Genomic DNA, 22,797 nt, shown 5'->3' with positions numbered 1-22,797 from the left:
GTCAGGCCTCCAGCCGGCGCTCGACCGCTTGCCACGCGGCTGCGTCGCCGCGCGGTTCGTAGCGCACGATCTGCTGAGTCTCCCGCAGCAGGGCCCGTAGTGCCGAGAGATCACCGCTGATCGTTCCCGCGGCCCGGGCCTGTACGAGTACGTTGCCGAACGCGGTCGCCTCGACCGGCCCGGCCAGCACGGGCAGCCCGCAGGCGTCGGCGGTCAGCTGGCAGAGCAGCTCGTTGCGGGCGCCACCGCCGACGATGTGCACCGCGTCGACGTGCCGCCCGGACAGCTCCTGGGCCTGGCGCACCGCACGACGGTGGGCGAGCGCCAGGCTGTCCAGGATGCACCGCACAACCGCGGCCGGCGAGCCGAACGAGCCGCGGCCACCGGCCGCGGTGAGCCGGGCGATCATGTCGCCCGGCGGCAGGAACACCGGGTCGTCGAGATCAACAACGGCCTGGAACGCCGGTACGGCCGCAGCCTCGCGCAGCAGCACGGGCAGGTCGGGCGCACCCCACTCGCGCAGGCACTCCTGCAACGGCCAGAGCCCCATCACGTTGCGCAGATAGCGCACGGTGCCGTCGACGCCGCCCTCGTTGGTGAAATTCGCCAGCCGGGACGCCTCGGTCAGCACCGGTGCGTCCAGCTCGACGCCGACCAGTGACCACGTCCCGCAGGAGATATAGGCGAAATTGTCACCGGCGGCCGGGACGCCCACCACGGCCGAGGCGGTGTCGTGCGAGCCCACCGCGATGACGTCCGGGGTGCCCAGGCCCAGCTCGGGCCGCACCGGGCCGATCACCGTGCCGGGCGCGCGCAGCGGCGGGAAGAGAGTGGGCCGGATCCCGAGCGCGGACATCAGTTCTCCGGCCCACCCCCCTGAGCCTAGATCGAGAAGCTGGGTGGTGGAAGCGTTGGTGAATTCCGCTCCCGTTTCGCCGGTCAGCCAGTACGCCAGCAGGTCCGGGATCATGAGCAGCTGCCGGGCCGCGTCCAGCTGCGGGGTGCCGGCCGCGGCCACCAGCTGGTAGATCGTGTTGAACGGCAGCTTCTGCAGGCCGGTCAGCGCGTACAGCTTGTCCTCGCCGACGACCGCGGCGACCTTGGCGGCCGCGCCCTCCGTGCGGGTGTCCCGGTAGTGCACCGGGTTGCCGAGCAGCGTGCCGGTCGCGTCGAGCAGCCCGTAGTCCACCGCCCACGAGTCGATGCCGATGCCGTCGACCGGCCCGGCGAGGCGCAGACCCTCCAGGACACCGCGGTACAGCGCCAGGATGTCCCAGTACAGCGTTCCGCCGGCGCGTACCGGTTCGTTGGCGAAACGGTTGACGGCGTCCAGTGACAGCGACCCCGGGCCGACCCGGCCGACCATGACGCGCCCGCTGGACGCGCCCAGGTCGACCGCCGCGAAGGTGTTCACCGCAGGAAGGCCGCCGCCACCCCGGCGTCCACCGGGATGTGCAGGCCGGTCGTGTGCGACAGCTCGCCGCCGGTCAGCACGAACACCGCGTTCGCCACGTGCTCCGGGAGCACCTCGCGCTTGAGCAGCGTGCGCTGGGCGTAGTAGGCGCCGAGCTCGGATTCCGGTACGCCGTACACGGCGGCCCGCTTGGCGCCCCAGCCACCGGCGAAGATGCCGGAGCCACGGACCACGCCGTCGGGGTTGATGCCGTTGACCCGGATGCCGTGCCCACCCAGCTCGGCGGCGAGCAGCCGGACCTGGTGGGCCTGGTCGGCCTTGGCCGCGCCGTACGCGACGTTGTTCGGGCCCGCGAACAGCGAGTTCTTGCTGGAGATGTAGACGATGTCGCCGCCCAGCCCCTGCCCGATCATGACGCCGGCGGCGGCCTTGGCGACCAGGAACGAGCCCTTGGCCATGACGTCGTGCTGCAGGTCCCAGTCGGCCTCGGTGGTCTCCAGCAGCGGCTTGGAGATCGACAGCCCGGCGTTGTTGACCACCAGGTCCACCCCGCCGAAGGCCAGCACCGCGTCCCGCAGCGCGGTGCTCACCTGTGCCTCGGACGTCACGTCGGCGGCCACCGCCACCGCGACGTCCGGACCGCCGATCTCGGCCGCCACCGCGGTCGCGGCATCGAAGTCCCGGTCCGCCACGACAACGCAGGCACCCTCGGCGGCGAGCCGCAGCGCGATCGCTCTGCCGATGCCCGAGCCGCCGCCGGTGACGAACGCGATCCGGGTGGCCAGTGGCTTGGGCCTGGGCATCCGCTGAAGCTTGGCCTCTTCCAGAGCCCAGTACTCGATCCGGAACTTCTCCGACTCGTCGATCGGCGCGTAGGTCGAGACCGACTCGGCGCCGTGCATCACGTTGATCGCGTTGACGTAGAACTCGCCGGCCACCCGCGCGGTCTGCTTGTTGGCGCCGAAGCTGAACATGCCGACGCCGGGCACCAGCACGATCGCCGGGTCCGCGCCGCGCATGGCCGGGCTGTCCGGGCCGGCGTGCCGCTCGTAGTACGCGCGGTAGTCCTCGCGGTAGGCGGCGTGCAGTTCCTTGAGCCGGGCCTCGACCTGCTCCAGCGGGGCGTCCGGCGCGGTGTCGAGCACCAGCGGCTTGACCTTGGTCCGCAGGAAGTGGTCCGGGCAGGAGGTGCCCAGCGCGGCCAGTTCGGGCATCCGCTCGCGGCGTACGAAGTCGAGCACGACCTCGCTGTCGGTGTAGTGGCCCACCTGCGGACGGTCGGTGGAGGCGAGACCGCGCACGATCGGGAACAGGGCGGCCGCGCGCTCACGGCGTACGTCATCGGGCAGAGGCTCGTGCACCAGCGGGCCGAAGGGCGCCTCGCGGCCGTGCCCGGCGATCCACGCCGCGGCGGTGTTGATGATCTCCAGCGAGTTGGCCTCGCACTCGGCGCTGGTGGCGCCCCATGCGGTGATTCCGTGCCCACCGAGCACGACGCCGATGGCCTGCGGATTGGCCCGCTGCACGGCGGCGATGTCGAGGCCGAGCTGGAAACCGGGCCGGCGCCACGGCACCCACAGCACGCGGTCGCCGAAGATCTCCTTGGTCAGCGCCGGGCCGTCGGCGGCCGTCGCCAGCGCGATGCCGGCGTCCGGGTGCAGGTGGTCGACGTGCGGCGCGTCCACCAGGCCGTGCATGGCCGTGTCGATCGACGGGGCTGCCCCACCGCGGCCGTGCAGGCAGTAGTCGAAGGCGGCCACCATCTCGTCCTCGCGCTCAACGCCGGGGAAGACGCCGGCCAGCGCGCGGAGCCGGTCGAGCCGCAGCACCGCGAGGCCGGGCTCCTTCAGCGTGCCGAGGTCGCCGCCCGAGCCCTTGACCCAGACCAGCTCGGTCGGCGCGGCGGCGACCGGGTCGATCTCCGTCCCCTTGGCCGAGGTGTTGCCGCCGGCGTAGTTGGTGTTGCGCGGGTCGGCGCCGAGGCGGTTGCTGCGGGCCAGGAGGTCGCTGACTGCGGGGTTAGACATGAGCATCCTTCGCAGGCGGGGTCATGAAACGTTTCACACGTTGCCAGCAGGTTACGGGCCCGGCGCTGGCGCGGTCAATACTTCGCGTCGGATCCGCCGCCTGATGAAACGATGTCAGTAGGCCCGCGAACGGACGACCGTGGAGGCCCGCGCGACCAGCTCCGGGACGAACAACGGCTGCTGGTGCACGTGCTCGGGATTGGTCGCCTCGTCGATCACCAGCTGCGCCGCGGCCCGGCCCAGCTCCTGGCGCGGCTGGCGCACCGAGGTCAGCGGCACCGCCGCCGCTGCGGCGAACTCGATGTCGTCGAAGCCCACGATGGCCAGCTCCTCCGGCACCCGCAGACCCGCGCCGATGCTCTGCTGCAACAGGCCGAGGGCGAGCAGATCGTTGGCGCAGAACGCGGCGGTCGGCCGGCGTCGCGCCGGGATACCGGCGAGCCGCTCACCGGCCGAGCGGCCCTCGGCGACGGTCAGCCCGGCCGTCGGCAGATAGGTCAGATCCTCCGGCGGCAGGCCCAGCTCGCCCCAGATCTGCCGGGCCCCCTCGACGCGCTCGCGGACCTGACCGATCGACTCCGGCCCGCCGACCACCGCGACCCGGGTGTGCCCCTGCTCGGCCAGGTGCTCGACGGCGATCCGGCCGCCCAGCACGTCATCGACGGCGACCGAGCAGAAGAGACCACCCGCACCGACCCGGTCGACGATGACCACCGGGATGCCGCGCCGGCTGATCTCGGCCAGGTGCGGCGCGTCCGGATTGACCGGGGTGATCAGGATGCCCTGCACCCGCTGCTGCATGAGGCGGTCGAGGTGGACCTCCTCGCGCTCGGCCCGGCCGTTGCTGTTGCAGATGAACAGCGAGAGGTCGGCGTCCTCGGCGGCGAGCTCGATGCCCTGCGCGACGTCGTGGAAGAAGGGGTTGCTGCCGTCCAGCATCACGTACGCCAGGGTGCGGCTGGTGCCCGCCCGCAGCTGCCGGGCCGACTCGTTGCGCACGAAGCCCAGCTCCACCATGGCGCGCTCGACCCGCTCCCGGGTGGTGGGACTGACCACCTCGGGGCGGTTCATCACATTCGAGACCGTGCCCAGGGAGACCCCGGCCGAGCGGGCGACGTCCTTGACGGACGGTGTCCTGCCGTTGACCACGGATCCCCCTTTGAAACGTTGAAGCGACATCGTACGGGATAACTCGTACCACCCGGCTTCCCGTTTCGAGAAGGTTTCATCCAGGTGCTTGACACGTGTGATCGGGGCCACCTACGTTCGTCACACGCCGTATGAAACATTTCAAACATCCCTGCGGAGGTGGCCCGTGGCGGCAACGCCCGACGAGTCGCGGCCCGGCCCGGCATTGCTCGAAGTGCGCGAGGTGACCAAGTCCTTCGGCGCCGTCGCGGCCGTGCAGGGCGTCAGCTTCCCCCTGTACGCGGGCGAGGCGCACGCTCTGGTCGGCGAGAACGGCGCGGGCAAGTCCACCATCGTCAAGATGCTCGCCGGCGTGCACCGGCCGGACACCGGCGCGCTGGCCGTCAACGGCACGGAGGTCGAGTTCGCCGGTCCCGGTGACGCCAAGGCGGCCGGCATCGCGGTGATCTACCAGGAGCCGACGCTCTTCCCCGACCTGTCCGTCGCCGAGAACATCGCGATGGGCAACCAGCCGCTGACCCGCCTGCGGCAGATCGACCGCCGGGCGATGCACGACAACGCGGCCCGGCTCTTCACCCGCCTCGGCGTGCACATCGACCCCGACCGCCCGGCGCGCGGGCTCTCCATCGCCGACCAGCAGCTCGTCGAGATCGCCAAGGCGCTCTCCAGCGAGGCCCGCGTCCTGATCATGGATGAGCCGACCGCCGCGCTCAGCGGCGTCGAGGTCGACCGGCTCTTCGCGGTCACCCGGGCGCTGCGCGACGAGGGCGCCGCGATCATGTTCATCTCGCACCGCTTCGAGGAGATCACCGCGCTCTGCCAGCGGGTCACCATCATGCGCGACGGCAAGCACGTGTGCACCGAACCGGTCGCCGACCTCAGCGTCGACGACATGATCCGGCGGATGGTCGGGCGCGACCTGAGCACGCTGTTCCCCAAGCAGGACACCGAGATCGGCGAGACCGTGCTCGAAGTGGACGGACTCGGCCGCGAGGGGATCTTCCGGGACATCAGCTTCACGGTCCGGGCCGGCGAGATCGTCGCGCTGGCCGGGCTGGTCGGTGCGGGCCGTTCCGAGGTCATGCAGGCGGTGTTCGGCGTCGACCGGTACGACACCGGGTCGGTCCGCTTCCTCGGCAAGCCGCTCAAGGCGGGCTCGCCCCGCGCGGCCATGGCGGCCGGCATGGCGCTGGTCCCCGAGGACCGCCGCCAGCAGGGGCTGATCATGGACCTGTCGGTTGAGCGCAACGTGACCCTGCCGCGCAGCCGGGCGCTGGCCAGGCTCGGCCTGCTCTTCGGCGCGGCCGAACGCCGCGAGGCGACCAGCTGGACGAGTCAGCTGCAGACCAAGCTGGGCCGGCTGTCCGACCCGGTGGGCACGCTCTCCGGCGGCAACCAGCAGAAGGTGGTGCTGGCCAAGTGGCTGGCCACCAACCCCAAGCTGCTGATCGTCGACGAGCCCACCCGCGGCATCGACGTCGGCACCAAGGCCGAGGTGCACCGGCTGATGTCGTCGCTGGCGGCCCGCGGGCTCGCCGTCGTCATGGTCTCGTCCGAGCTGCCCGAGGTGCTGGGCATGGCGGACCGGATCATCGTCCTGCGCGAAGGGCACGTGGCCGCCCAGCTCACCCGCGCCGAAGCCACCGAGGAGAACGTCATGTACGCGGCAATGGGCCAGCAGGTGACGGCATGACCGCCTGCACCGAGCGACACCTTCCGGCGGCCGACAACGGCCGCGACCGCGAGGGCCAGAAGGGCATGCCAAAGGAAGGCACAGCATGACCGCGGCCGTGGCGGCACCCCGCCGGATCTTCTCCGGCCTGGTCAAGATCCGCGAGCTCGGCATCATCCTGGCCCTGGTGCTGCTGGTGGCCTACACCGCGGCCAGCAACCCGCGCTTCCTGTCCGGGCAGAGCATCCGCGACATCCTGCTGAACACGGCGATCCTCGCGGTGATGGCCGCCGGGCAGGCCGTCGTGGTCATCACTCGCAACATCGACCTCTCCGTCGGGTCGGTGCTCGGCCTCAGCGCCTTCACCGTCGCCACCATGATGAGCGACAACCCCGGCCTGCCGATGGTCGTCGCGATCATCGTGGGCCTCGCCGTCGGCGGCGCGGCCGGCCTGCTCAACGGCGTGCTCGTCCGGTACGGCCGGGTGCCCGCGCTCGTGGTCACGCTCGGCACGCTCTACATGTTCCGCGGCATCACCTACTCGTGGGCCGGTGGCCAGCAGGTCAACGCCGACGAACTGCCGCGGCACTTCCTGACCTTCGCCAACGACTCGATCCTGGGCATCCCGTGGCTGGTGCTGATCGCGCTGGTCGTGGTGGGCGGCGTCTCGCTCCTGATGCGCAACTACCGGGTGGGCCGCGAGCTGTACGCGATGGGCTCCAGCCCGCAGGCCGCCGAGCTGGCCGGCATCAAGGTGGCCCGCAACCTGCTCGGCGCGTTCATCCTGAGCGGTGCCCTCGCCGGGCTGGCCGGGGTGCTCTTCGCCGCCCGCTTCGGCACGGTCGACGCGGCCGCCGGCACCGGCCTGGAGCTCAACGTCGTCGCGGCCGTGGTCGTCGGCGGGGTGGCGGTCTTCGGTGGCAGCGGCACGGTCTGGGGCGCGGGCCTCGGCGCCCTGCTGCTGACCGTGATCGGCAGCGCGCTGACCGTGCTGGACATCAACCAGTTCTGGCAGCAGGCCATCGTCGGCGCCCTGATCATCCTGGCCATCTGCGCCGACCGCCTGGTCGCGGTGCGGATCGCCCGCTCGCTGCGGAAGAAGGACAGCCATGTCTGAAATCAGAAGGAGACTCTCATCCTGGGACAGCATCATCGTCCTGCTGACCGTCTTCGTACTGGTCGTGGCCTCGTTCTCGGTGACCAACTTCGGCACCAGCCGCAACTTCACCTTCCTGATCCTGGACCTGCTGCCGATCATGCTGGTCGCGCTGCCGATGACGTTCATCATCGTCACCGGGGAGATCGATCTGTCGGTGGCGAGCACCCTCGGGCTGTCCAGCTCGATCATGGGCTACCTGTGGAACCAGGGACTGTCCATCGAGTCGATCATCCCGATCTGCATCATCGCCGGCGCGATCCTCGGTGCCGTCAACGGCTTCCTGGTCACCGGGCTGGGCCTGCCGTCGCTGGCGGTCACGATCGGCACCCTCGCCCTCTACCGCGGGCTGGCGCTGGTGGTCCTGGGTGACGGCGCGGTCGCGGACTTCCCGTTCAGCTACACCGGCTGGGTGACCGGCACCATCGGCGACGGGCCGGTGCCCAACGTCGCAATCCTCATCGTCGTCCTGGCGGCGATCTTCGGGGTGATCCTGCACGCGACCCCGTTCGGCCGGTCGCTGTACGCGATCGGCGCGAACGCCCAGGCCGCCCATTTCTCCGGCATCCGGGTGGCCCGCACCAAGTTCTGGCTGTACGTGGTCAGCGGCGCGGTCGCCGGACTGGTCGGGGTGCTCTGGACGCTGCGTTACTCCAGCGCCCGGGCCGACAACGGCGCCGGACTCGAGCTGGCCGTGGTCGCCGCGGTCCTGCTCGGCGGCGTCTCCATCTTCGGCGGCAAGGGCACCCTCCCCGGTGTCCTGGCCGGCGTGGTCCTGCTCGCCGCTCTGCAGAACGCCCTGCGCCTGCAGGACGTGTCGGGTCAGGCGCTGAACATCGTCACCGGTGCCCTGCTCGTGCTCTCCGTGCTGCTGCCCAACATCGCGACCTCGATCCGTACCACCTGGCAAAGGCGGAAACTTCGCCGCGCCGCTGCTGTCTGACCCCTCGCCCTCCAAGGAGTACGCCATGCTTCGTTCCCACCGACGCCTACTCTCCGCAGGCGCCGCCTCACTTCTCGTCCTCGGCATTGCCGCCTGCGGTGGCACCACCAAGGACAGCACCGACAACTCCGGCCCCGCCGCCGCGCAGTCCGGCGCGGCCGACCCGAACGCGAAGCTCAAGGAAGGCCTCAAGATCGCCTTCCTGCCGAAGCAGCTCAACAACCCGTACACCGACGTCGAGGTGGGTGGCGGCAAGGTCGCCGCGGGCGAGCTCAAGGGCGAGTACAAGCTGGTCGGCCCGAACGACGCCAGCGCCTCCTCGCAGGTCAGCTACATCAACACGCTGATCCAACAGCAGCAGGACGTCATCGGCATCGCGGCCAACGACCCGAACGCGGTCTGCCCGTCGCTCAACCAGGCCCGCCAGGCCGGCATCAAGATCGTGGCCTTCGACTCGGACGCGTCCAAGGACTGCCGGGACGTCTTCATCAACCAGGCCACCACCCAGGGCATCGGCGAGAGCCTGGTCAAGATGGCCAGTGAGCTGGCCGGCGGCTCCGGTGAGATCGCGATCCTCTCGGCGACCCCGAACGCGACCAACCAGAACGCCTGGATCGAGGTCATGAAGACCGAGCTGGCCAAGCCCGAGAACGCCAAGCTCAAGCTGGTCAAGACGGCGTACGGCAACGACGACGACCAGAAGTCCTTTCAGGAGGCGCAGGGCCTGCTGCAGTCGTACCCGAACCTGAAGGTCATCGTCTCGCCGACCACCGTGGGCATCGCCGCGGCCTCGCGCTACGTCAGCTCCTCGAACTACAAGGGCAAGGTGGCGATCACCGGGCTGGGCCTGCCGAACCAGATGCGCGAGTACGTCAAGGACGGCACCGTGAAGAAGTTCGCGCTGTGGAACCCGGCCGACATCGGCTACCTGGCCGCGTACGCGGGTGCGGCGCTGGCCTCGAACCAGATCACCGGCAAGGAGGGCGAGAAGTTCAAGGCCGGCAAGCTCGGCGAGTACACCGTCGGCGCGGCCGGCGAGATCGTGCTCGGCCCGCCGACCGAGTTCACCGCCGAGAACATCGACCAGTTCAACTTCTGACCGATGCGCTACTGCTTCAACCTTCAGGTCCGCCCCGAGCGGATGGCGGAGTACGTGGAGCGGCACCAGGCCGTGTGGCCCGAGATGCAGGACGCATTGCGGGCCACCGGCTGGCGCAACTACTCCCTGTTCCTGCGTTCCGACGGGCTGCTGGTCGGCTACGTCGAGACCGACGACCTCGCGGCGGCCCAGGCGGCAATGGCGCGGACCGAGGTGAACGCCCGCTGGCAGGCGGAGATGGCCGAGTTCTTCACCGGCATCGACGGCCGCCCGCCGGACGAGAGCTTCGTGCTGCTGACCGAGGTCTTCCACCTATCAGAAGAGAAGTGATCCACATGGCTGATCTGGCCGCCGTCAAGCGGGCCCTCGCCGCCCAGCGGATCGAGACCCCGTCCTGGGCCTTCGGCAACTCCGGCACCCGGTTCAAGGTCTTCGCCCAGGCCGGCGTGCCCCGCAACCCGCAGGAGAAGATCGCCGACGCCGCGACCGTGCACAAGTTCACCGGGGTGGCGCCGACGGTCGCGCTGCACATCCCGTGGGACAAGGTGGACGACTACGCCGAGCTGCGTTCCTACGCCGAGTCGCTCGGGGTGGGGATCGGCGCCATCAACACCAACGTCTTCCAGGACGACGACTACAAGCTGGGCTCGGTCACCAACCCGGACGCCGGCGTACGCCGCAAGGCCACCGATCACCTGCTCGAGGCCATCGCCATCATGGACGCGACCGGCTCGCGCGACCTGAAGCTGTGGTTCGCCGACGGCATCAACTACCCCGGCCAGGACGACCTGCGCAACCGCCAGGACCGGCTGGCGGCGGCGCTGCGCGAGACGTACGACCGGCTCGGCGACGACCAGCGCATCCTGCTGGAGTACAAGCTGTTCGAGCCGGCCTTCTACGCCACCGACGTCCCGGACTGGGGCACGTCGTACGCGCACTGCATCGAGCTGGGCGAGAAGGCGACGGTGTGCATCGACACGGGCCACCACGCCCCGGGCACGAACATCGAGTTCATCGTGGCGTTCCTGCTGCGCCAGAACAAGCTGGGTGCCTTCGACTTCAACAGCCGCTTCTACGCCGACGACGACCTGATGGCCGGGGCGGCCGACCCGTTCCAGCTCTTCCGGATCATGTACGAGATCGTCCGCGGCGGCGCGCTGGACCCGGCCTACGGCATCAACTTCATGCTGGACCAGTGCCACAACATCGAGACGAAGATCCCCGCGATCATCCGCTCGGTGATGAACATCCAGGAAGCGACGGCCAAGGCGCTGCTGGTCGACCGGGACGCGCTGAGCAGGGCCCAGAACGACGGCGACGTGCTGGAGGCCAATGCGGTGCTGATGGACGCCTACAACACCGACGTCCGGCCGCTGCTCGCCGAGGTCCGCGCGGACGCGGGCCTGGACCCGAACCCGGTCGCGGCCTATCGGCGCAGCGGCTATCAGGAGCAGATCGTCCAAAACCGGGTCGGCGGCCAACAGGCTGGCTGGGGCGCCTGACCCAGCCATCGCGCGGCGGGGCTGCCGCGCTCAGCGCAGCGCGGCGGCTCCGAACGAGACGGCGAAGCGCTTGCACCAGATGCTGATGCTGCGGTAGTCCTCGGGGTCGACCTTGCCCGGGACCGGGTAGACCTGGTCGCCGCGGTTGCCCTTGAGGCGGCCGAGCTCCGTCCACTTGCCGTCGTCGAAGACCCGCCAGCCTACGGAGCCCTCGCGGACTTCCTGGTCGGTGAGCCAGACCCGCAGGTCCGGGCCGTCCGAGGTGTCCAGGCCGACCAGCTCGACCTGGTGGCTGCCGTCCGGGTTGCGGACCAGGCGGGCGGTGCCGGCCGTCGCATGCTCATGGGTGATGAAGGAACCCGTCCGCACCACGACCGGCCGTGCAGGCTCGGCGGGCGGCGGCGCCGCGCTGCTCGGCGCGGCAGCACTGCCCGGCGCCTCAGCCACAGTGGACAGCGTCTCGTTGACCGTGGTGTCGGTGAACAACCGCCAGGGCTGGAACCAGTAGAGACCAACGGCAGCGCCGGCCCCCAGCACCAGGACGGCCACCCAGGTCACGGGTTTGGTGAACAAGCGTTTCAGCACAGTGCTGAGTCAACACGGCCGCCGCGACCACCGGAAGAATCCCGGGCATTACCGCTTCCTTACGGCTGCCGGACAGGACTCCGCCCCCGCTGGGACGCACGGGGGCGGAGAACCGGTCAGGCCACCGCCGGCGGTGGCTCCGCAGCGCCGGTCATGATGGCGACGGCTTCGGACATGGAGTGGCTCTTCGGGGTGATCACGGCCGCCCGGCGGCCCAGCCGCTGGATGTGGATGCGGTCCGCCACCTCGAAGACGTGCGGCATGTTGTGGCTGATCAGGATCACCGGCAGGCCCCGGTCGCGGACGTCGCGGATCAGTTGCAGCACCCGGTTGCCCTCCTTGACGCCCAGCGCCGCGGTGGGCTCGTCCAGGATCACGACTTTGCTGCCGAACGCGGCCGACCGGGCCACCGCCACCGCTTGGCGCTGGCCGCCGGACAGCGACTCCACCGCCTGGCCGATGTTCTGCAGCGTCGCCACGCCCAGCTCGTTCATGTGGCGCCTGGCCTCGGAACGCATGTGCTTGCGGTCCAGCATGCGAAAGACCGAGCCGAGCGGGCCTTTGCGACGTTCCTCCCGGCCAAGGAAGAGGTTGTCGGCGATGTCCAGGCCGGGCGCGACTGCGAGAGTCTGGTACACCGTCTCGATGCCGGCGGCACGGGCGTCCATCGGGCTACGGAAGTTGATCCGCTCGCCGTCCAGGTAGATCTCGCCGGCGTCCGGGATGAGGGCGCCGGAGAGGGCCTTGATGAGGCTCGACTTGCCGGCACCGTTGTCGCCGATCACCGCGAGGATCTCGCCGGGGTAGAGCTCGAGGTCGCTGTTCTCGATGGCCGTGACCCGGCCGTAGCGTTTGGTGAGTCCCTTCGCGCTGAGGACCGGCGTCTGCGTCGTGGTCGTCATGCCTTGACCTTCCTGATCCACTGGTCGAGCGAGACCGCGACCAGGACGAGCAGGCCGATGGCGAAGCCTTGCCAGACCACCTCGACGCCGCCGAGTTGCAGGCCGTTGCGGAACACACCGACGATCAACGCTCCGATCAGGGTGCCGATCACGCTGCCGCGCCCGCCGAAGAGGCTGGTGCCGCCGAGCACGACGGCGGTGATCGAGTCGAGGTTGTACTCGGCCCCGACGTTGGGGCTGGCCGACGCCAACCGGCCGATGAGGATCCAGCCGCCGATCGCGTAGAGCAGGCCGGCCACGGTGTACACGGAGAAGAGCACCCGGTTGGTGCGGATGCCGGCCAGCCGGGCCGCCTCGACGTCGTCGCCGGTGGCGTACACGTGCTTGCCCCAGGCCGTGGAGCGAAGCGCGTAGAAGAAGTACGCGAACAGCAGGAGCATGATGATCGAGCCGTACGTGAGGCGGAAGTTCCCGATCGGGATCGAGTTGCCGGTCCAGGTCATCAAGCTCGGCATGTCGGCGCCACGGACGGTCTCGCTGTTGCTGACCACCGCGTTCAGGGAGAAGAAGATGGTCAGCGTGCCCAGCGTGACGATGAAGGGCGGAAGCCTGAGCTTGGTGACCAGGAAGCCGTTGACGGCCCCCATCGCCGTGCCGCACGCGAAGCCGAGCAGCAGCGCCAGGAAGCCCGGCATGTTGAGGCCGGTACAGAAATTCGCCATCAGGATCGCCGAGAAGACCGCGATCGCGCCGGCCGACAGGTCGATGCCGGCGGTCAGGATGATCAGGGTCTGGCCCAGGGCGAGCGTCGCGATCACGGTGACCTGAGCGAGGACCAGGGACAGGTTCGCCGCGGAGAAGAACCTGGTGTTGACGATCGAGAACGCGATGATCGCGACGATCAGCACGGCCAGCGGCCCGAGGACCGGGTTGGCGTGCAAAAGATGTTGAAGGCGGAGGCCGAACGAGTCGCGGTGAGCGACCTCGAAGTCGGCGCCGGGTGTCTCCGTCGCAGTTGCCATCTCAGCCCCAGCAGTTCTGTTTGCCCCAGGCCGAGTCCTTGGCCTCGATACCGGTCTGCGGCTGGTCGGTGATCAGGGTCGCGCCGGTGTCCACGAAGTCCTTGCCCGCGCTGGCCTGCGGCTTGCTGCCGTCCTTGGCGAAGGCCGAGATCGCGTCGATGCCGAGCGAGGCCATCTTGAGCGGGAACTGCATCGAGGTGGCCCCGATGACTCCGGCCTTGACGTTGTCGACGCCGGGACAGCCACCGTCGATCGAGACGATGGTGACGTCCTTGTCCTTGCCGGCTGCCTTCAGCGCCTGGTATGCGCCGGCCGCCGCGGGCTCGTTGATCGTGTAGACCAGGTTGATCGACGGGTCCTTCTGCAGCAGGTTCTCCATCGCGGTCCGGCCGCCGTCCTCGGCGCCGTCGGTCACGTCGTGCCCGACGATGCGGGGGTCGGACTCGTCACCGATCTTGTTGGCGTCGCCCACCGGGATGCCGAAGCCGTCCAGGAAGCCCTGGTCGCGCTTGACGTCCACGGAGACCTGGTTGGCGTTCAGGTCGAGCATGGCGATCTTGGCCTGCTTGCTCTCCTTGTCGAACTTGGCCTTGGCCCACTGCCCGATCAGCTTGCCGGCCTGGTAGTTGTCGGTGGCGAAGGTCGCGTCGACGGCGTTGGCCGGGTCGGTCGGCGTGTCCAGGGCGATGACCAGCATGCCCGACTGCTTCGCCTTGTCGATCGACGGGACGATCGCCTTGGAGTCGTTCGGGGTGATCAGGAAGCCCTTGGCGCCGGCCGAGATCAGGCTCTCGATGGCCTGCACCTGCGCCTCGTTGTCCCCGTCCTGTTTGCCGGCGAAGCTCTGCAGCTTCACGCCGGCCTTGTCCGCCGCCTGTTGCGCACCCTCCTTCATCTTGACGAAGAAGGGGTTCGTGTCCGTCTTGGTGATCAGTCCGACGGTTGCCCCGTCCCCGGAGCCCGAGTCGCCACCGCAGGCCGCGGTGCCGAGCACCAGGCCCACGGCGAGCAGGGCGGGCCCGAGGCGCCCGCGCTTGATCAGCGTTGATTGGCGCATGTCCCCTCCAAATCGATTTAGCAGCAATCGAGAGACAACGTTGTCTTGCAGTAGACGACTCGGCGCATCCGGTGTCAACAATTAGTTTCGGCAATGTTGCGCAGCGTGATCGACATCGGCAGAGTTCGATCAATGGAGGGATCCATGACCCCCGGGCGACCCACCATGAACGACGTCGCCCGCACCGCGGGGGTCAGCCTCAAGACCGTGTCGAGGGTGGTCAACGGCGAGACCACGGTGGACCCCGCGCTCGTCGCCCGGGTCCGCGCGGCAGTCGACTCGCTGCACTACCGGCCGCACCTCGGGGCGAGCATGCTGCGCCGCAACGACCGGCGGACCGCGACCATCGGGCTGCTGCTGGAGGACGTGGGCAACCCGTTCTCGGCGGTGCTGCACCGCGCGGTGGAGGACGAGGCCCGGACCCGCGGGGTGCACGTGCTCACCGGCAGCCTCGACGAGGACCCCGAGCGGGAACGGGAGCTGACCCGGGCCTTCGCGCGCCGGCACACCGACGGGTTGATCCTCGCGCCGGCCGGTCCCGACCAGGGTTACCTCGCCGGGGAGTTGCCGCCGGACATCCCGGTCGTCTTCGTGGACCGCCCCGCCGCCGGCTTCGCCGCCGACACCGTGCTGACCGGCAATGTGGCCGGGGCGGCGGAGGCGGTGCGGCATCTGATCGGGTACGGGCACCGGCACATCGCGTTCCTCGGCGACCTGGCCGGGATCGCCACGGCCCGGCGCCGGTTGCGGGGCTATCTCACGGTGCTCGACAATGCCGGGCTGGCGCCGACCGTGGTGGGGGGCCTGCACGACTCGGTGGCGGCCGAGGCAGCCACTCTGGACCTGCTGGACCGGGCCGACGCGCCGACCGCGCTGTTCACCGGACAGAACCTGATCACCATCGGCGCGGTCCGGGCGCTGCGCCGGCTCGGCCGGCAGCACACCGTGGCCCTGGTCGGCTTCGACGACTTCCCGCTGGCCGACCTGCTGGAGCCGGCGGTCACCGTGATCGCCCAGGACCCGGCCGCCATGGGCCGGGCCGCGGCGCGGGCGCTCTTCGAGCGGATGGACGGGCTCACCGCGGAGCCGCGCGAGATCAGGATTCCGACAGCCCTGATCCCGCGCGGCAGCGGTGAGATTACTGGTCGATCTACGGGAAGTTGGTGACCGTACGCGGCACGACCTGGTCAGCCGTGGCCGCCGCCCCGATGTTGTTGACGACGTGGTCGATGGTGCCGGAGGCCAGCGAGATGGTGAAGATGTTGCGGAACCGCACGTTGCCGTTGGCCGGCGCCTGGAAGCCGTTGGCCGAGTGCACCGCCGGGTTGTTCTGGAAGAAGGCGTAGCTGCCCATCGCCCAGGCGTCGTGACTGGTCACGTTGTCGGCCACCTTGTACGCCGGGTAGCCGACGCCGTCACTGCGCCAGACCGCGTTCGACGGCGGGTCGTACGGCTGCTCGTTCTGCAGGAAGTAGGTCCGGCCGCCGTTGCCGTTCCAGAGGACCTCGGTCTTCTGGTAGTGCTCGACGAACAGGCCGTACGCGGTCACGTTGTTGCCGTTGACGATCAGGCCGTGGTCCGCGGTGTTGATGGTCCAGCCGTACGTGCCGGCGTTGCCGTGGTCGGCCCGCCACGCCCAGATGTGGTCGATGATCGTGTTGTTGCTGTTGACCAGCAGGCTGTTGGTCGCCTTGCCGGCGATCGAGCCGCCGATCCGGAAGAACACGTCCTGCACGGTCGTCGGGTTCCCGGCGTGGTTCGCCGAGGAGCCGTTCGGGCCGATCACCAGCAGGTTCGCCGAGTTGGTGGTGCCCGCGTCGAAGAACAGGCCGGCCAGCTTGACCCCGTCGACGTCGGCCACCTGCATCGGGGTGACGCCGTTGTCCGGGATGATGGTGGCGTAGCCCAGGCCCATGACCACGGTGTTGGCCCGGGTCACGTTGATGGTCTGGTTCACGTGATAGATGCCCGGCTGGAACATCAGGTTCAGGCCCTGGGCCAGCGCCTGGTTGATCGTCGCGGCGGAGTCACCCGGCTTGGCCACGTAGAACTGGCTCAGCGGGATGCTGGTGCCCGGGGTGTTGCCGTTGGCCCAGGTCACGCCGGCCGCGTTGGTCTGCAGGTTGGGCACGAAGACCGCGTACTGGCCGTTGGCCTGGTAGAGGTACGGCTTCTCCCGGATCACCGGGGTCTGGCCGATCACCGTGTACGGCGGGTTCGGGTAGCTGGCCGCCGGAGCACCCTGCACGCCGACGAAGGTCTGGTTCCACACCGCGTTGGAGTTGGAGCCGATCGTGCTGTTGCGGGTGAACCACTGCTGCTGCGAGTACTGACCCTCGGTGCCGCTGATCCGGGAGTCGGCGATGTAGCCGCCGGACGCCCAGCCGTATCCGTTCGGGGCCAGGTTCAGGTCACCGTGGATGTCCATCCGGCGGAACGGCGCGGCCTGCGAAACGGCCCAGCGGTTGGCCCCCGAGACCGGGTAGACCGACATGTTCTCGACCGAGCGCCAGAAGTTCTGGGTCGCGTTGCCCTGGAACCAGCCGGCGTCGACGGTGATGTCACCGTTGATCCGTACGTCCTGCGGGTTCTGGCCGAGGCCGATCACCGAGGTGTTGAAGCCGACCTGGATGTTCAGGCCGTTGTAGGTGCCCGGCTTGAACGCGAGCAGGTTGCGCTGGAGGCCGAACTGGTTGGTCTCCTGCTGCTTGAAGATCGCGTCGGCGGTGCTCTGGATCGAGGCCATCGACATGGTCGGGTCGAAGACCGTCACGTTGGCACCGAGGCTGCCGCCGCCCGGAAGCGTCGGCCCGGTGGTGGGCGGGGTGGTGGTCGGCGGGGTTTCCGTGGTGCCGCCGAAGACCTTGAACTCCCAGAGCGAGTAGCCGTACTGGGTGGCGCGCTCGGTGCCGTACATCCGCACGTAGCGGGCGGTGGCGGTGACCGGCAGGCTCTGCACCCCGGCCGTCCCGGCGGTCGCCGCGGTGGCGTCGGCCCAGGTGGTGCCGTTCAGCGAGGTCTGGATCCGGAAGGTCCGGGCGTACGCGGCCTCCCAGTTCAGCTCGACGCGGGTGATGGCCGAGCTGGCACCGAGGTCGACCTGCAGCCACTGCGGGTCGGCGAACGCGGACGCCCAGCGGGTGCCCGTGTTGCCGTCGACCGCGGCCGTGGCCGGGAAGGCGCCGGGGTTCTCCGAGGACGAGGCGGTCGCGGGCTTGCCCTGGGAGAGCAGCGTCTCGGCGGCTTCGGCACTCAGCGCGGTGACCGCGCCGAAGCCGGCGACGACGGTGGCGACCAGGGCGCCGGTGGCGGCGAGCCGCCATCGGCGGCGCGACCGCCCGGCGGGGGCGACGGAGGGAGCGGGGATGACCATTGCTTCTCCTAGACACAGCGGTACGGGCGCGGGGGTCACGCGTCCGAGGGGCGGGAGCCGGGGAAAGCACCCGATTGGGGATGACAGCCGAGCGATCCAAGGAAGCGCTCCACTGCCTCCTGGACGCTAAGTTCGTTACGGCAATGTGTCAAAGGATCGGCGAACCCGTTTCCTCGCCCGATTTTGTGGCCGGCAGACGTCCTAGCTGCACGAAAGCTCTCCCGCCGGGCCGGCCGACGGCCCCGCCCGCGAGTTCCGGAACCGGTTCCGACGTGCGCTGATACGGTCCGGACGCCCCCGTGCGGCAGCGGCCTGCGCGCCCGCTCCCCGACGGGAAAAACGGTTCTGCATAACGCTTTGCCCGCGCGGATCGACGCGCCCGAATGAGCCCGCTCTTGCAAGACGCTCGTAAGCCGCTTAACCCCTAAAAGGGACGCCGTGGTGGTTCTTGAGGGAAGCGCTTCCCGATCAGCCGGGGCTCTAGGGTGGCGTCATGCGGTTGGTACTGATGGCGGACACCCACCTGCCGAAGCGGGCCCGTGACCTCCCGGCCGAGCTGTGGGCGGCGGTCGACGCGGCCGACGTCGTCGTCCATGCCGGCGACTGGGTCGACGTCCCCCTGCTGGATGAGCTCACCGCCCGGTCGAAGCGGCTGATCGCCTGTTACGGCAACAACGACGGTCCGGCACTGCGGGCCCGGCTCCCCGAGATCGGCCGGGCCGAGCTGGACGGGCTACGGCTGGCCGTGGTGCACGAGACCGGTCAGGCCACCGGCCGCGAGCAGCGCTGCGCGGCCCGGTTCCCGGACGTGGACGTGCTGGTCTTCGGCCACTCCCACATCCCGTGGGACACCACGGCGGAGACCGGCCTGCGCCTGCTCAACCCGGGCTCCCCGACCGACCGGCGCCGCCAGCCGTACGCGACGTACCAGACGGCGACCGTGTCGGACGGGGTCCTGACCGGCGTCGAGCTGCACCGGATCGTCAGACGAGCCTGACCGGGCCGGCGTCGATCGGCACCCGGAACAGCGAGTACGGGTACTGCCGCCGGTCCGTACCGCCCTGGTACTTGGCCTGGCGGTGCAGCTGGTTGGCGGTCACGTAGAGGTGCCGGTCCGCGGCCACCGACATCGTGTCGGGCCAGAGCAGCCGCGGATCGTGCACCACCGTCTCCAGCGTGCCGTCCGGCAGCCGCCGCAGGATCGCGTTGTGCTCGCCGTGGGTGAGGTAGAGCCGGCCCTGGTCGTCGGTCTCCAGCCCGTCGGAGACGCCGCCCTTGTCCCCCTCGTCCACCACCGTCGCGGCCACCTCGTCGTCACCGGCCGAGCGGTCCACCAGGGCATCGGTCGACACGCTGTACCAGTGCCGGGAGGCGAGCGGGCAATAGTAGAGCCGGCTGCCGTCCGCGCTGATGGCGATGCCGTCCGCGCCCATCAGCACCGGCTTCGCGGGGCCGTCGGCCGGACGCTCCAGGAACGGCGAACCCTCCACCACGGGCAGGAACGCCGGCGGCTGCTCGGCCTTGGTGGACGGGTGGTCGTGCAGCTTCCGCCAGGCCGTACCGGAGGCCAGGTCGACGACGATGACGCCGTTCGGGCCCTGGTCGGAGGAGTCGGTGATGTAGGCGACGTTGCGCCGCAGGTCGAACCGCACGTCGTTGAGATAGGTCGTGGGCAGCGCCACGTCGGGCTCGAAGACGATCGTCTGCACGACGGTGTCGGTGCTCAGATCGACGCAGACCATCTTGGGACCGCCGGGCTTGGTCGGCTGGAACAACGGACTCCCGGTGTCCAGCACCCACAGCCGATCAGCGGGATCAACAACGATGCTCTGCACCGACACGAAGGCCTTGGCATCGTCATCCCCGGACGGGGTGTTCCACGCCTGGTCCGGATAGGGAACGGCGGTGCCGTCCCGCAGCTCGGCCACGGTGAAGGCAACCTCGTCGCCCCACTTCGGATAGTTGACGAAGATCCGCCCGCCGGCCGAGACACTGACGCCCGTAGGCATCGGCCCGCTGTCGAACGTGTGCACGGTCTCGAGGTCGCCGATTGTCTGATCGCTCGGTTGATTCGTCATGACGGGGAGCTACCCGGTTCTGCCAGGCAATCACCCGGCCGGCTGAGGTCAACGCTTCCAACGGACATAGTCGACGAGCATGGTCTGCGGGAAGGTTACGGTCGCAGCGGGTTCGCCGGGCCAGTCACCGCCCACCGCCACGTTGAGCAACAGGTAGAACGGCTTGTCGAAGACCCACTGCTGGCCAGGTGGCAGGTCCTCGGGCGCGTACGTGGCGAAGACGGTTCCGTCGACCGACATCTGGATGAGGCCAGGCCACCAGTCAACCGCGTATGTATGGAATTCGTCGGCCAACGGCGCCGCCGCAACGGTCGACGTGGTCGTTTTCCATGGCGCGCCATCGAGGTCCGGTCCGTGCAGGGAGGCATGCACGGTGTGCGGTTCCCGGCTGCCGAGGTGCTCCATGATGTCGATCTCGCCGCAGGCCGGCCAGCCCGCCGGTTGGGCATCGATGCCGAGCATCCAGAAGGCGGGGAGCAGCCCGGTGCCGCCCGGAGTTCTTATCCGGCCCTCGATCCGACCGTACGTGCCGGAGTAGGTGCTGTTGAGACGGGCCGACGTGTAGCGGACTCCCGCATCCGCGTGTCCACGCCGCGCCGCGACCGCGAGATGGCCCGCCGCAACCTGCACGTTCGAAGGATCCGCAGTGTACGTCTGCAGTTCATTGTTCCCCCACGTACCGAAGCCGGTCTCGAGCCGCCACCTCGTGCCGTCCGGTGCCGTGCCGATGCCGTCGAACTCGTCGGAGAACACGGTTGCCAGCGGCGCGACGTCATGCCGGGCGAGGGTGAACGCCGCGGAGGTGACCGCCACGCTGTGGCCGCGTTCCACCATCGTGACCCGCAGCGAGCCGGCCGGTGCGCGGACGAGCACGGACACCCTGGTCAGCCGGGCGTCGGTGCTGATCACGTGCGTCTCGTGCCCATCGGTCGTGTCGGTCGACACCTCGACGGTGGAAACCGGCTGATCATCCCGCATCACCACGCCGAAGGTGACCAGCCAGGTGCCGCCGGTCGGCACTGGGAACAGGTAGCAGTGGGGGCCGAGCCGCTCGCCCGTCGGCTCACTCGACGAGCTCACCCAGCGCCGGGTCCATCCGACCTCGACCGGAGGTCCGGGTGCTCCACCCGGAACGCTCAGCAGCGGAGTCTCGCAGGGATGTTCGCCGCCCGTCGCTTCGGATGCTCCGGCGATGTGCCCGTACAGGCCGGCCAAGACGATCACCAGACCCACCATCGCAACTGCACGGTGCCGCAGGCTTTCTATCACCGCCGGTCGTCAGGGCTTCGTCTTGCCGCTGGGGCGGAGCAAGCCGACGACCGCCCCGACCGCGAAGGTGATGGTGACCGACGCGAGAATCCAGGCCGGCAGGTCGATGAGCACACCGGTGACCGGAAGAGCGCCACCACCGGCGAGTGCCACCTTCGATCCGTACATTGTCATTCGCCCCTTCAGTATTGGTTACGCCGCGCCTTCGGCGGCGTACTGCAAATTCCACCGATCCTTGCGCTTACCGGTGAATCTGCTTTTCAGAACTTCGAACCAGGCAGCGATGAACCAGCCGGCGCGCATCCAGGCGAACGCTTCCTGGGGCAGCAGCACAGCGGCGAGAAGAATGTCCCAGCGGTCGCGGTCAGGGATCCGCAGCGCTTGTTTCACGTCATTGGCGATGAACAGCAGCGGTACCAGGAACCAGATCGGCGCGAAATGCAGGATCCCGAGCGCGGCGTAGAGGACGGTGAAGAAGATCCAGCCGAACCGCACCGCGGCCGCGAGCAGGCCTGCCGCTTGCTGCCGCCAATCGATCCACGTTCTACGGTTCAGGCCGAAACGGATGAGGTCCTCGACGGTGCCGACCTGCCACTTCATCCGCTGGCCCCACAGCGCTCTGACCGTACGCATCGCGTCGGTGTAGGCGCGCACCGTCGGGGAGACCCGGCAGTAGTAGCCGAGTTCGCGGATCCGGTAGGTCAGTTCGAAGTCCTCGACCTGACTGGCGTGCAGCCACGGCCCGTACCGGCGGTGGGTGCGCACCACCTCGTGCAGGACCGAGTTCCGTATCGCACAGGCTGTTCCGGCGAGCACCGACGTCCACCCTCGTCGCAGCGAGGAGTCCGTCCACTTGGCGAATTCGGCCCGCTGCAACCGGACGAGGAACTCGGTGCCGCGCATGGTGAACTTGCTGCTCGATCCGGCGAGGCCGGGATCCTCGGCGAACTCCCGCACCCAGTCCTCAATGGCGTTGCTCGGCAGGATCGTGTCGGCGTCCAGGCAGATCACGATGTCCGAGTCGAGCGCATACTGCCGCCATGCCGCGTTCAGGCCACCACATTTCTTGTCCCGGTTGTTGACCGTCCGGGTCACCGTCAACGAAGGGTGCCGATACGACGCGGCGACGTCAGCAGTGCTGTCGGAGCAGTTGTCCGCGATCACGATGATCCGGTCCGGCACCCGGGTCTGCGCCAGCAGAGCCTCGACGGTCGCCCCGATGGAGCGCTCCTCGTTGTGCGCCGGAATCAACGCCACCACGCAGGCCCGCCAATGCCCCTCAAAATTGCTGTCTCGCACTTGTCGCCTTCCGAAGCAATGCGCACGGCATCGCCAAGAGCTACCAACGGGAGGTGAAGAACGGCCCACGGCCCGTTCGTCGTGCAAATGATGGCAGGCGGTTTCGCTGCTTGAAAAGCCCGTTTTGCACCCTTGCGGGTGAAGGAAGCAGCATGCACTCCGGAGCGATCGACCGTTCGGTTACCCGCGCTCAACAGTCAGCGGTGACACGGCGCCATGGCGCCGGAAGTGATCCGTTGTTCGGCGGCAT

20 protein-coding genes are annotated in these 22,797 nt (G+C 69.3%); 8 read left to right on the top strand and 12 right to left on the bottom strand.

Going from position 1 to position 22,797, the window contains the following annotated elements; genetic code table 11:
- Window position 1: 1 nt before the first annotated feature.
- From ACZ6S4_RS26305 to ACZ6S4_RS26295, 3 genes are all read right to left on the bottom strand, one after another.
- Window positions 2-1,414 (bottom strand): rhamnulokinase, encoded by a 1,413-nt coding sequence (locus ACZ6S4_RS26305; RefSeq protein ID WP_465477464.1) that lies wholly within the window; start codon window positions 1,412-1,414, stop codon window positions 2-4.
- Complete coding sequence (locus tag ACZ6S4_RS26300; RefSeq protein ID WP_465477463.1) at window positions 1,411-3,441, bottom strand: bifunctional aldolase/short-chain dehydrogenase; 2,031 nt, start codon at window positions 3,439-3,441, stop codon at window positions 1,411-1,413. The genes ACZ6S4_RS26305 and ACZ6S4_RS26300 overlap by 4 nt, the downstream gene beginning before the upstream one ends.
- A gap of 114 nt (window positions 3,442-3,555) precedes the next feature.
- A complete protein-coding gene (locus ACZ6S4_RS26295; RefSeq protein WP_465477462.1) occupies window positions 3,556-4,590 on the bottom strand; it encodes a LacI family DNA-binding transcriptional regulator in 1,035 nt (344 codons plus the stop codon).
- A 166-nt stretch (window positions 4,591-4,756) separates the two neighbouring features.
- Here ACZ6S4_RS26295 and ACZ6S4_RS26290 point away from each other — a divergent pair, with 166 nt between their 5' ends.
- The 6 genes from ACZ6S4_RS26290 to rhaI all read left to right on the top strand — a co-directional run bounded on the left by ACZ6S4_RS26290 (window position 4,757) and on the right by rhaI (window position 10,962).
- Window positions 4,757-6,283 carry a sugar ABC transporter ATP-binding protein gene (locus ACZ6S4_RS26290; RefSeq protein WP_465477461.1) on the top strand — a complete coding sequence of 509 codons (1,527 nt, stop codon included), beginning with the start codon at window positions 4,757-4,759 and terminating at the stop codon, window positions 6,281-6,283.
- A gap of 85 nt (window positions 6,284-6,368) precedes the next feature.
- Window positions 6,369-7,379 (top strand): ABC transporter permease, encoded by a 1,011-nt coding sequence (locus ACZ6S4_RS26285; RefSeq protein WP_465477460.1) that lies wholly within the window; start codon window positions 6,369-6,371, stop codon window positions 7,377-7,379.
- Entirely contained in the window at window positions 7,372-8,361 is a 990-nt protein-coding gene (locus ACZ6S4_RS26280; RefSeq protein ID WP_465477459.1) for an ABC transporter permease, read from the top strand. The genes ACZ6S4_RS26285 and ACZ6S4_RS26280 overlap by 8 nt, the downstream gene beginning before the upstream one ends.
- Window positions 8,362-8,386: 25 nt before the next feature.
- Window positions 8,387-9,460 (top strand): rhamnose ABC transporter substrate-binding protein, encoded by a 1,074-nt coding sequence (gene rhaS / locus ACZ6S4_RS26275; protein ID WP_465477458.1) that lies wholly within the window; start codon window positions 8,387-8,389, stop codon window positions 9,458-9,460.
- A 3-nt stretch (window positions 9,461-9,463) separates the two neighbouring features.
- Window positions 9,464-9,790 carry an L-rhamnose mutarotase gene (locus tag ACZ6S4_RS26270; protein ID WP_360551330.1) on the top strand — a complete coding sequence of 109 codons (327 nt, stop codon included), beginning with the start codon at window positions 9,464-9,466 and terminating at the stop codon, window positions 9,788-9,790.
- A gap of 5 nt (window positions 9,791-9,795) precedes the next feature.
- Window positions 9,796-10,962 carry an L-rhamnose isomerase gene (gene rhaI / locus ACZ6S4_RS26265; protein WP_465477457.1) on the top strand — a complete coding sequence of 389 codons (1,167 nt, stop codon included), beginning with the start codon at window positions 9,796-9,798 and terminating at the stop codon, window positions 10,960-10,962.
- Window positions 10,963-10,992: 30 nt separating this feature from the next.
- Here the strand turns inward: rhaI and ACZ6S4_RS26260 are convergent, their stop codons facing one another.
- The 4 genes from ACZ6S4_RS26260 to ACZ6S4_RS26245 all read right to left on the bottom strand — a co-directional run bounded on the left by ACZ6S4_RS26260 (window position 10,993) and on the right by ACZ6S4_RS26245 (window position 14,528).
- A complete protein-coding gene (locus ACZ6S4_RS26260; protein ID WP_465477456.1) occupies window positions 10,993-11,547 on the bottom strand; it encodes a DM13 domain-containing protein in 555 nt (184 codons plus the stop codon).
- Window positions 11,548-11,663: 116 nt separating this feature from the next.
- Window positions 11,664-12,449 (bottom strand): ATP-binding cassette domain-containing protein, encoded by a 786-nt coding sequence (locus ACZ6S4_RS26255; RefSeq protein WP_465477455.1) that lies wholly within the window; start codon window positions 12,447-12,449, stop codon window positions 11,664-11,666.
- Complete coding sequence (locus ACZ6S4_RS26250; protein ID WP_465477454.1) at window positions 12,446-13,471, bottom strand: ABC transporter permease; 1,026 nt, start codon at window positions 13,469-13,471, stop codon at window positions 12,446-12,448. Before ACZ6S4_RS26250 ends, ACZ6S4_RS26255 begins: the two co-directional genes overlap by 4 nt.
- 1 nt (window position 13,472) lies before the next feature.
- Window positions 13,473-14,528, bottom strand: coding sequence for a substrate-binding domain-containing protein (locus tag ACZ6S4_RS26245; protein WP_465477453.1), 1,056 nt, complete (start codon window positions 14,526-14,528; stop codon window positions 13,473-13,475).
- Between the two features lie 144 nt (window positions 14,529-14,672).
- Between ACZ6S4_RS26245 and ACZ6S4_RS26240 the strand changes: the two genes are divergently transcribed.
- Entirely contained in the window at window positions 14,673-15,695 is a 1,023-nt protein-coding gene (locus ACZ6S4_RS26240; protein ID WP_465477452.1) for a LacI family DNA-binding transcriptional regulator, read from the top strand.
- Here the strand turns inward: ACZ6S4_RS26240 and ACZ6S4_RS26235 are convergent.
- Window positions 15,679-17,901, bottom strand: a complete 2,223-nt coding sequence (locus ACZ6S4_RS26235) for a discoidin domain-containing protein (protein WP_465477451.1) — start codon at window positions 17,899-17,901, stop codon at window positions 15,679-15,681. The genes ACZ6S4_RS26240 and ACZ6S4_RS26235 overlap by 17 nt on opposite strands.
- Before the next feature lie 493 nt (window positions 17,902-18,394).
- Here ACZ6S4_RS26235 and ACZ6S4_RS26230 point away from each other — a divergent pair, with 493 nt between their 5' ends.
- The gene (locus ACZ6S4_RS26230) at window positions 18,395-18,898 is read left to right on the top strand and encodes a metallophosphoesterase family protein (protein WP_465477450.1); all 504 of its coding nucleotides are present in this window, start codon (window positions 18,395-18,397) and stop codon (window positions 18,896-18,898) included.
- Here the strand turns inward: ACZ6S4_RS26230 and ACZ6S4_RS26225 are convergent.
- The 4 genes from ACZ6S4_RS26225 to ACZ6S4_RS26210 form a co-directional block, all read right to left on the bottom strand.
- Complete coding sequence (locus ACZ6S4_RS26225; protein WP_465477449.1) at window positions 18,885-19,979, bottom strand: L-dopachrome tautomerase-related protein; 1,095 nt, start codon at window positions 19,977-19,979, stop codon at window positions 18,885-18,887. The two genes, ACZ6S4_RS26230 and ACZ6S4_RS26225, sit on opposite strands and share 14 nt — an antisense overlap.
- A 48-nt stretch (window positions 19,980-20,027) precedes the next feature.
- Window positions 20,028-20,999 (bottom strand): glycoside hydrolase family 16 protein, encoded by a 972-nt coding sequence (locus tag ACZ6S4_RS26220; RefSeq protein WP_465477448.1) that lies wholly within the window; start codon window positions 20,997-20,999, stop codon window positions 20,028-20,030.
- A 258-nt stretch (window positions 21,000-21,257) separates the two neighbouring features.
- On the bottom strand, window positions 21,258-21,422 hold the full coding sequence (locus ACZ6S4_RS26215; protein ID WP_465477447.1) for a hypothetical protein: 165 nt from the start codon (window positions 21,420-21,422) through the stop codon (window positions 21,258-21,260).
- Between the two features lie 18 nt (window positions 21,423-21,440).
- Complete coding sequence (locus ACZ6S4_RS26210; protein ID WP_465477446.1) at window positions 21,441-22,616, bottom strand: glycosyltransferase family 2 protein; 1,176 nt, start codon at window positions 22,614-22,616, stop codon at window positions 21,441-21,443.
- Window positions 22,617-22,797 lie beyond the last annotated feature (181 nt).

This window comes from Actinoplanes sp. NPDC051405, from assembly GCF_055586185.1.
Note: the sequence above shows the minus strand (reverse complement) of the source record. Positions and strands in the feature narration are given on the sequence as shown.

Coding starts and splice junctions, on each gene's coding strand:
- ACZ6S4_RS26300 (WP_465477463.1), bottom strand. CDS start 3,441: ATGTCTAACCCCGCAGTCAGCGACCTCCTGGCCCGCAGCAACCGCCTC.
- ACZ6S4_RS26285 (WP_465477460.1), top strand. CDS start 6,369: ATGACCGCGGCCGTGGCGGCACCCCGCCGGATCTTCTCCGGCCTGGTC.
- ACZ6S4_RS26280 (WP_465477459.1), top strand. CDS start 7,372: ATGTCTGAAATCAGAAGGAGACTCTCATCCTGGGACAGCATCATCGTC.
- rhaS (WP_465477458.1), top strand. CDS start 8,387: ATGCTTCGTTCCCACCGACGCCTACTCTCCGCAGGCGCCGCCTCACTT.
- ACZ6S4_RS26270 (WP_360551330.1), top strand. CDS start 9,464: ATGCGCTACTGCTTCAACCTTCAGGTCCGCCCCGAGCGGATGGCGGAG.
- rhaI (WP_465477457.1), top strand. CDS start 9,796: ATGGCTGATCTGGCCGCCGTCAAGCGGGCCCTCGCCGCCCAGCGGATC.
- ACZ6S4_RS26255 (WP_465477455.1), bottom strand. CDS start 12,449: ATGACGACCACGACGCAGACGCCGGTCCTCAGCGCGAAGGGACTCACC.
- ACZ6S4_RS26250 (WP_465477454.1), bottom strand. CDS start 13,471: ATGGCAACTGCGACGGAGACACCCGGCGCCGACTTCGAGGTCGCTCAC.
- ACZ6S4_RS26245 (WP_465477453.1), bottom strand. CDS start 14,528: ATGCGCCAATCAACGCTGATCAAGCGCGGGCGCCTCGGGCCCGCCCTG.
- ACZ6S4_RS26240 (WP_465477452.1), top strand. CDS start 14,673: ATGACCCCCGGGCGACCCACCATGAACGACGTCGCCCGCACCGCGGGG.
- ACZ6S4_RS26235 (WP_465477451.1), bottom strand. CDS start 17,901: ATGGTCATCCCCGCTCCCTCCGTCGCCCCCGCCGGGCGGTCGCGCCGC.
- ACZ6S4_RS26230 (WP_465477450.1), top strand. CDS start 18,395: ATGCGGTTGGTACTGATGGCGGACACCCACCTGCCGAAGCGGGCCCGT.
- ACZ6S4_RS26225 (WP_465477449.1), bottom strand. CDS start 19,979: ATGACGAATCAACCGAGCGATCAGACAATCGGCGACCTCGAGACCGTG.
- ACZ6S4_RS26215 (WP_465477447.1), bottom strand. CDS start 21,422: ATGACAATGTACGGATCGAAGGTGGCACTCGCCGGTGGTGGCGCTCTT.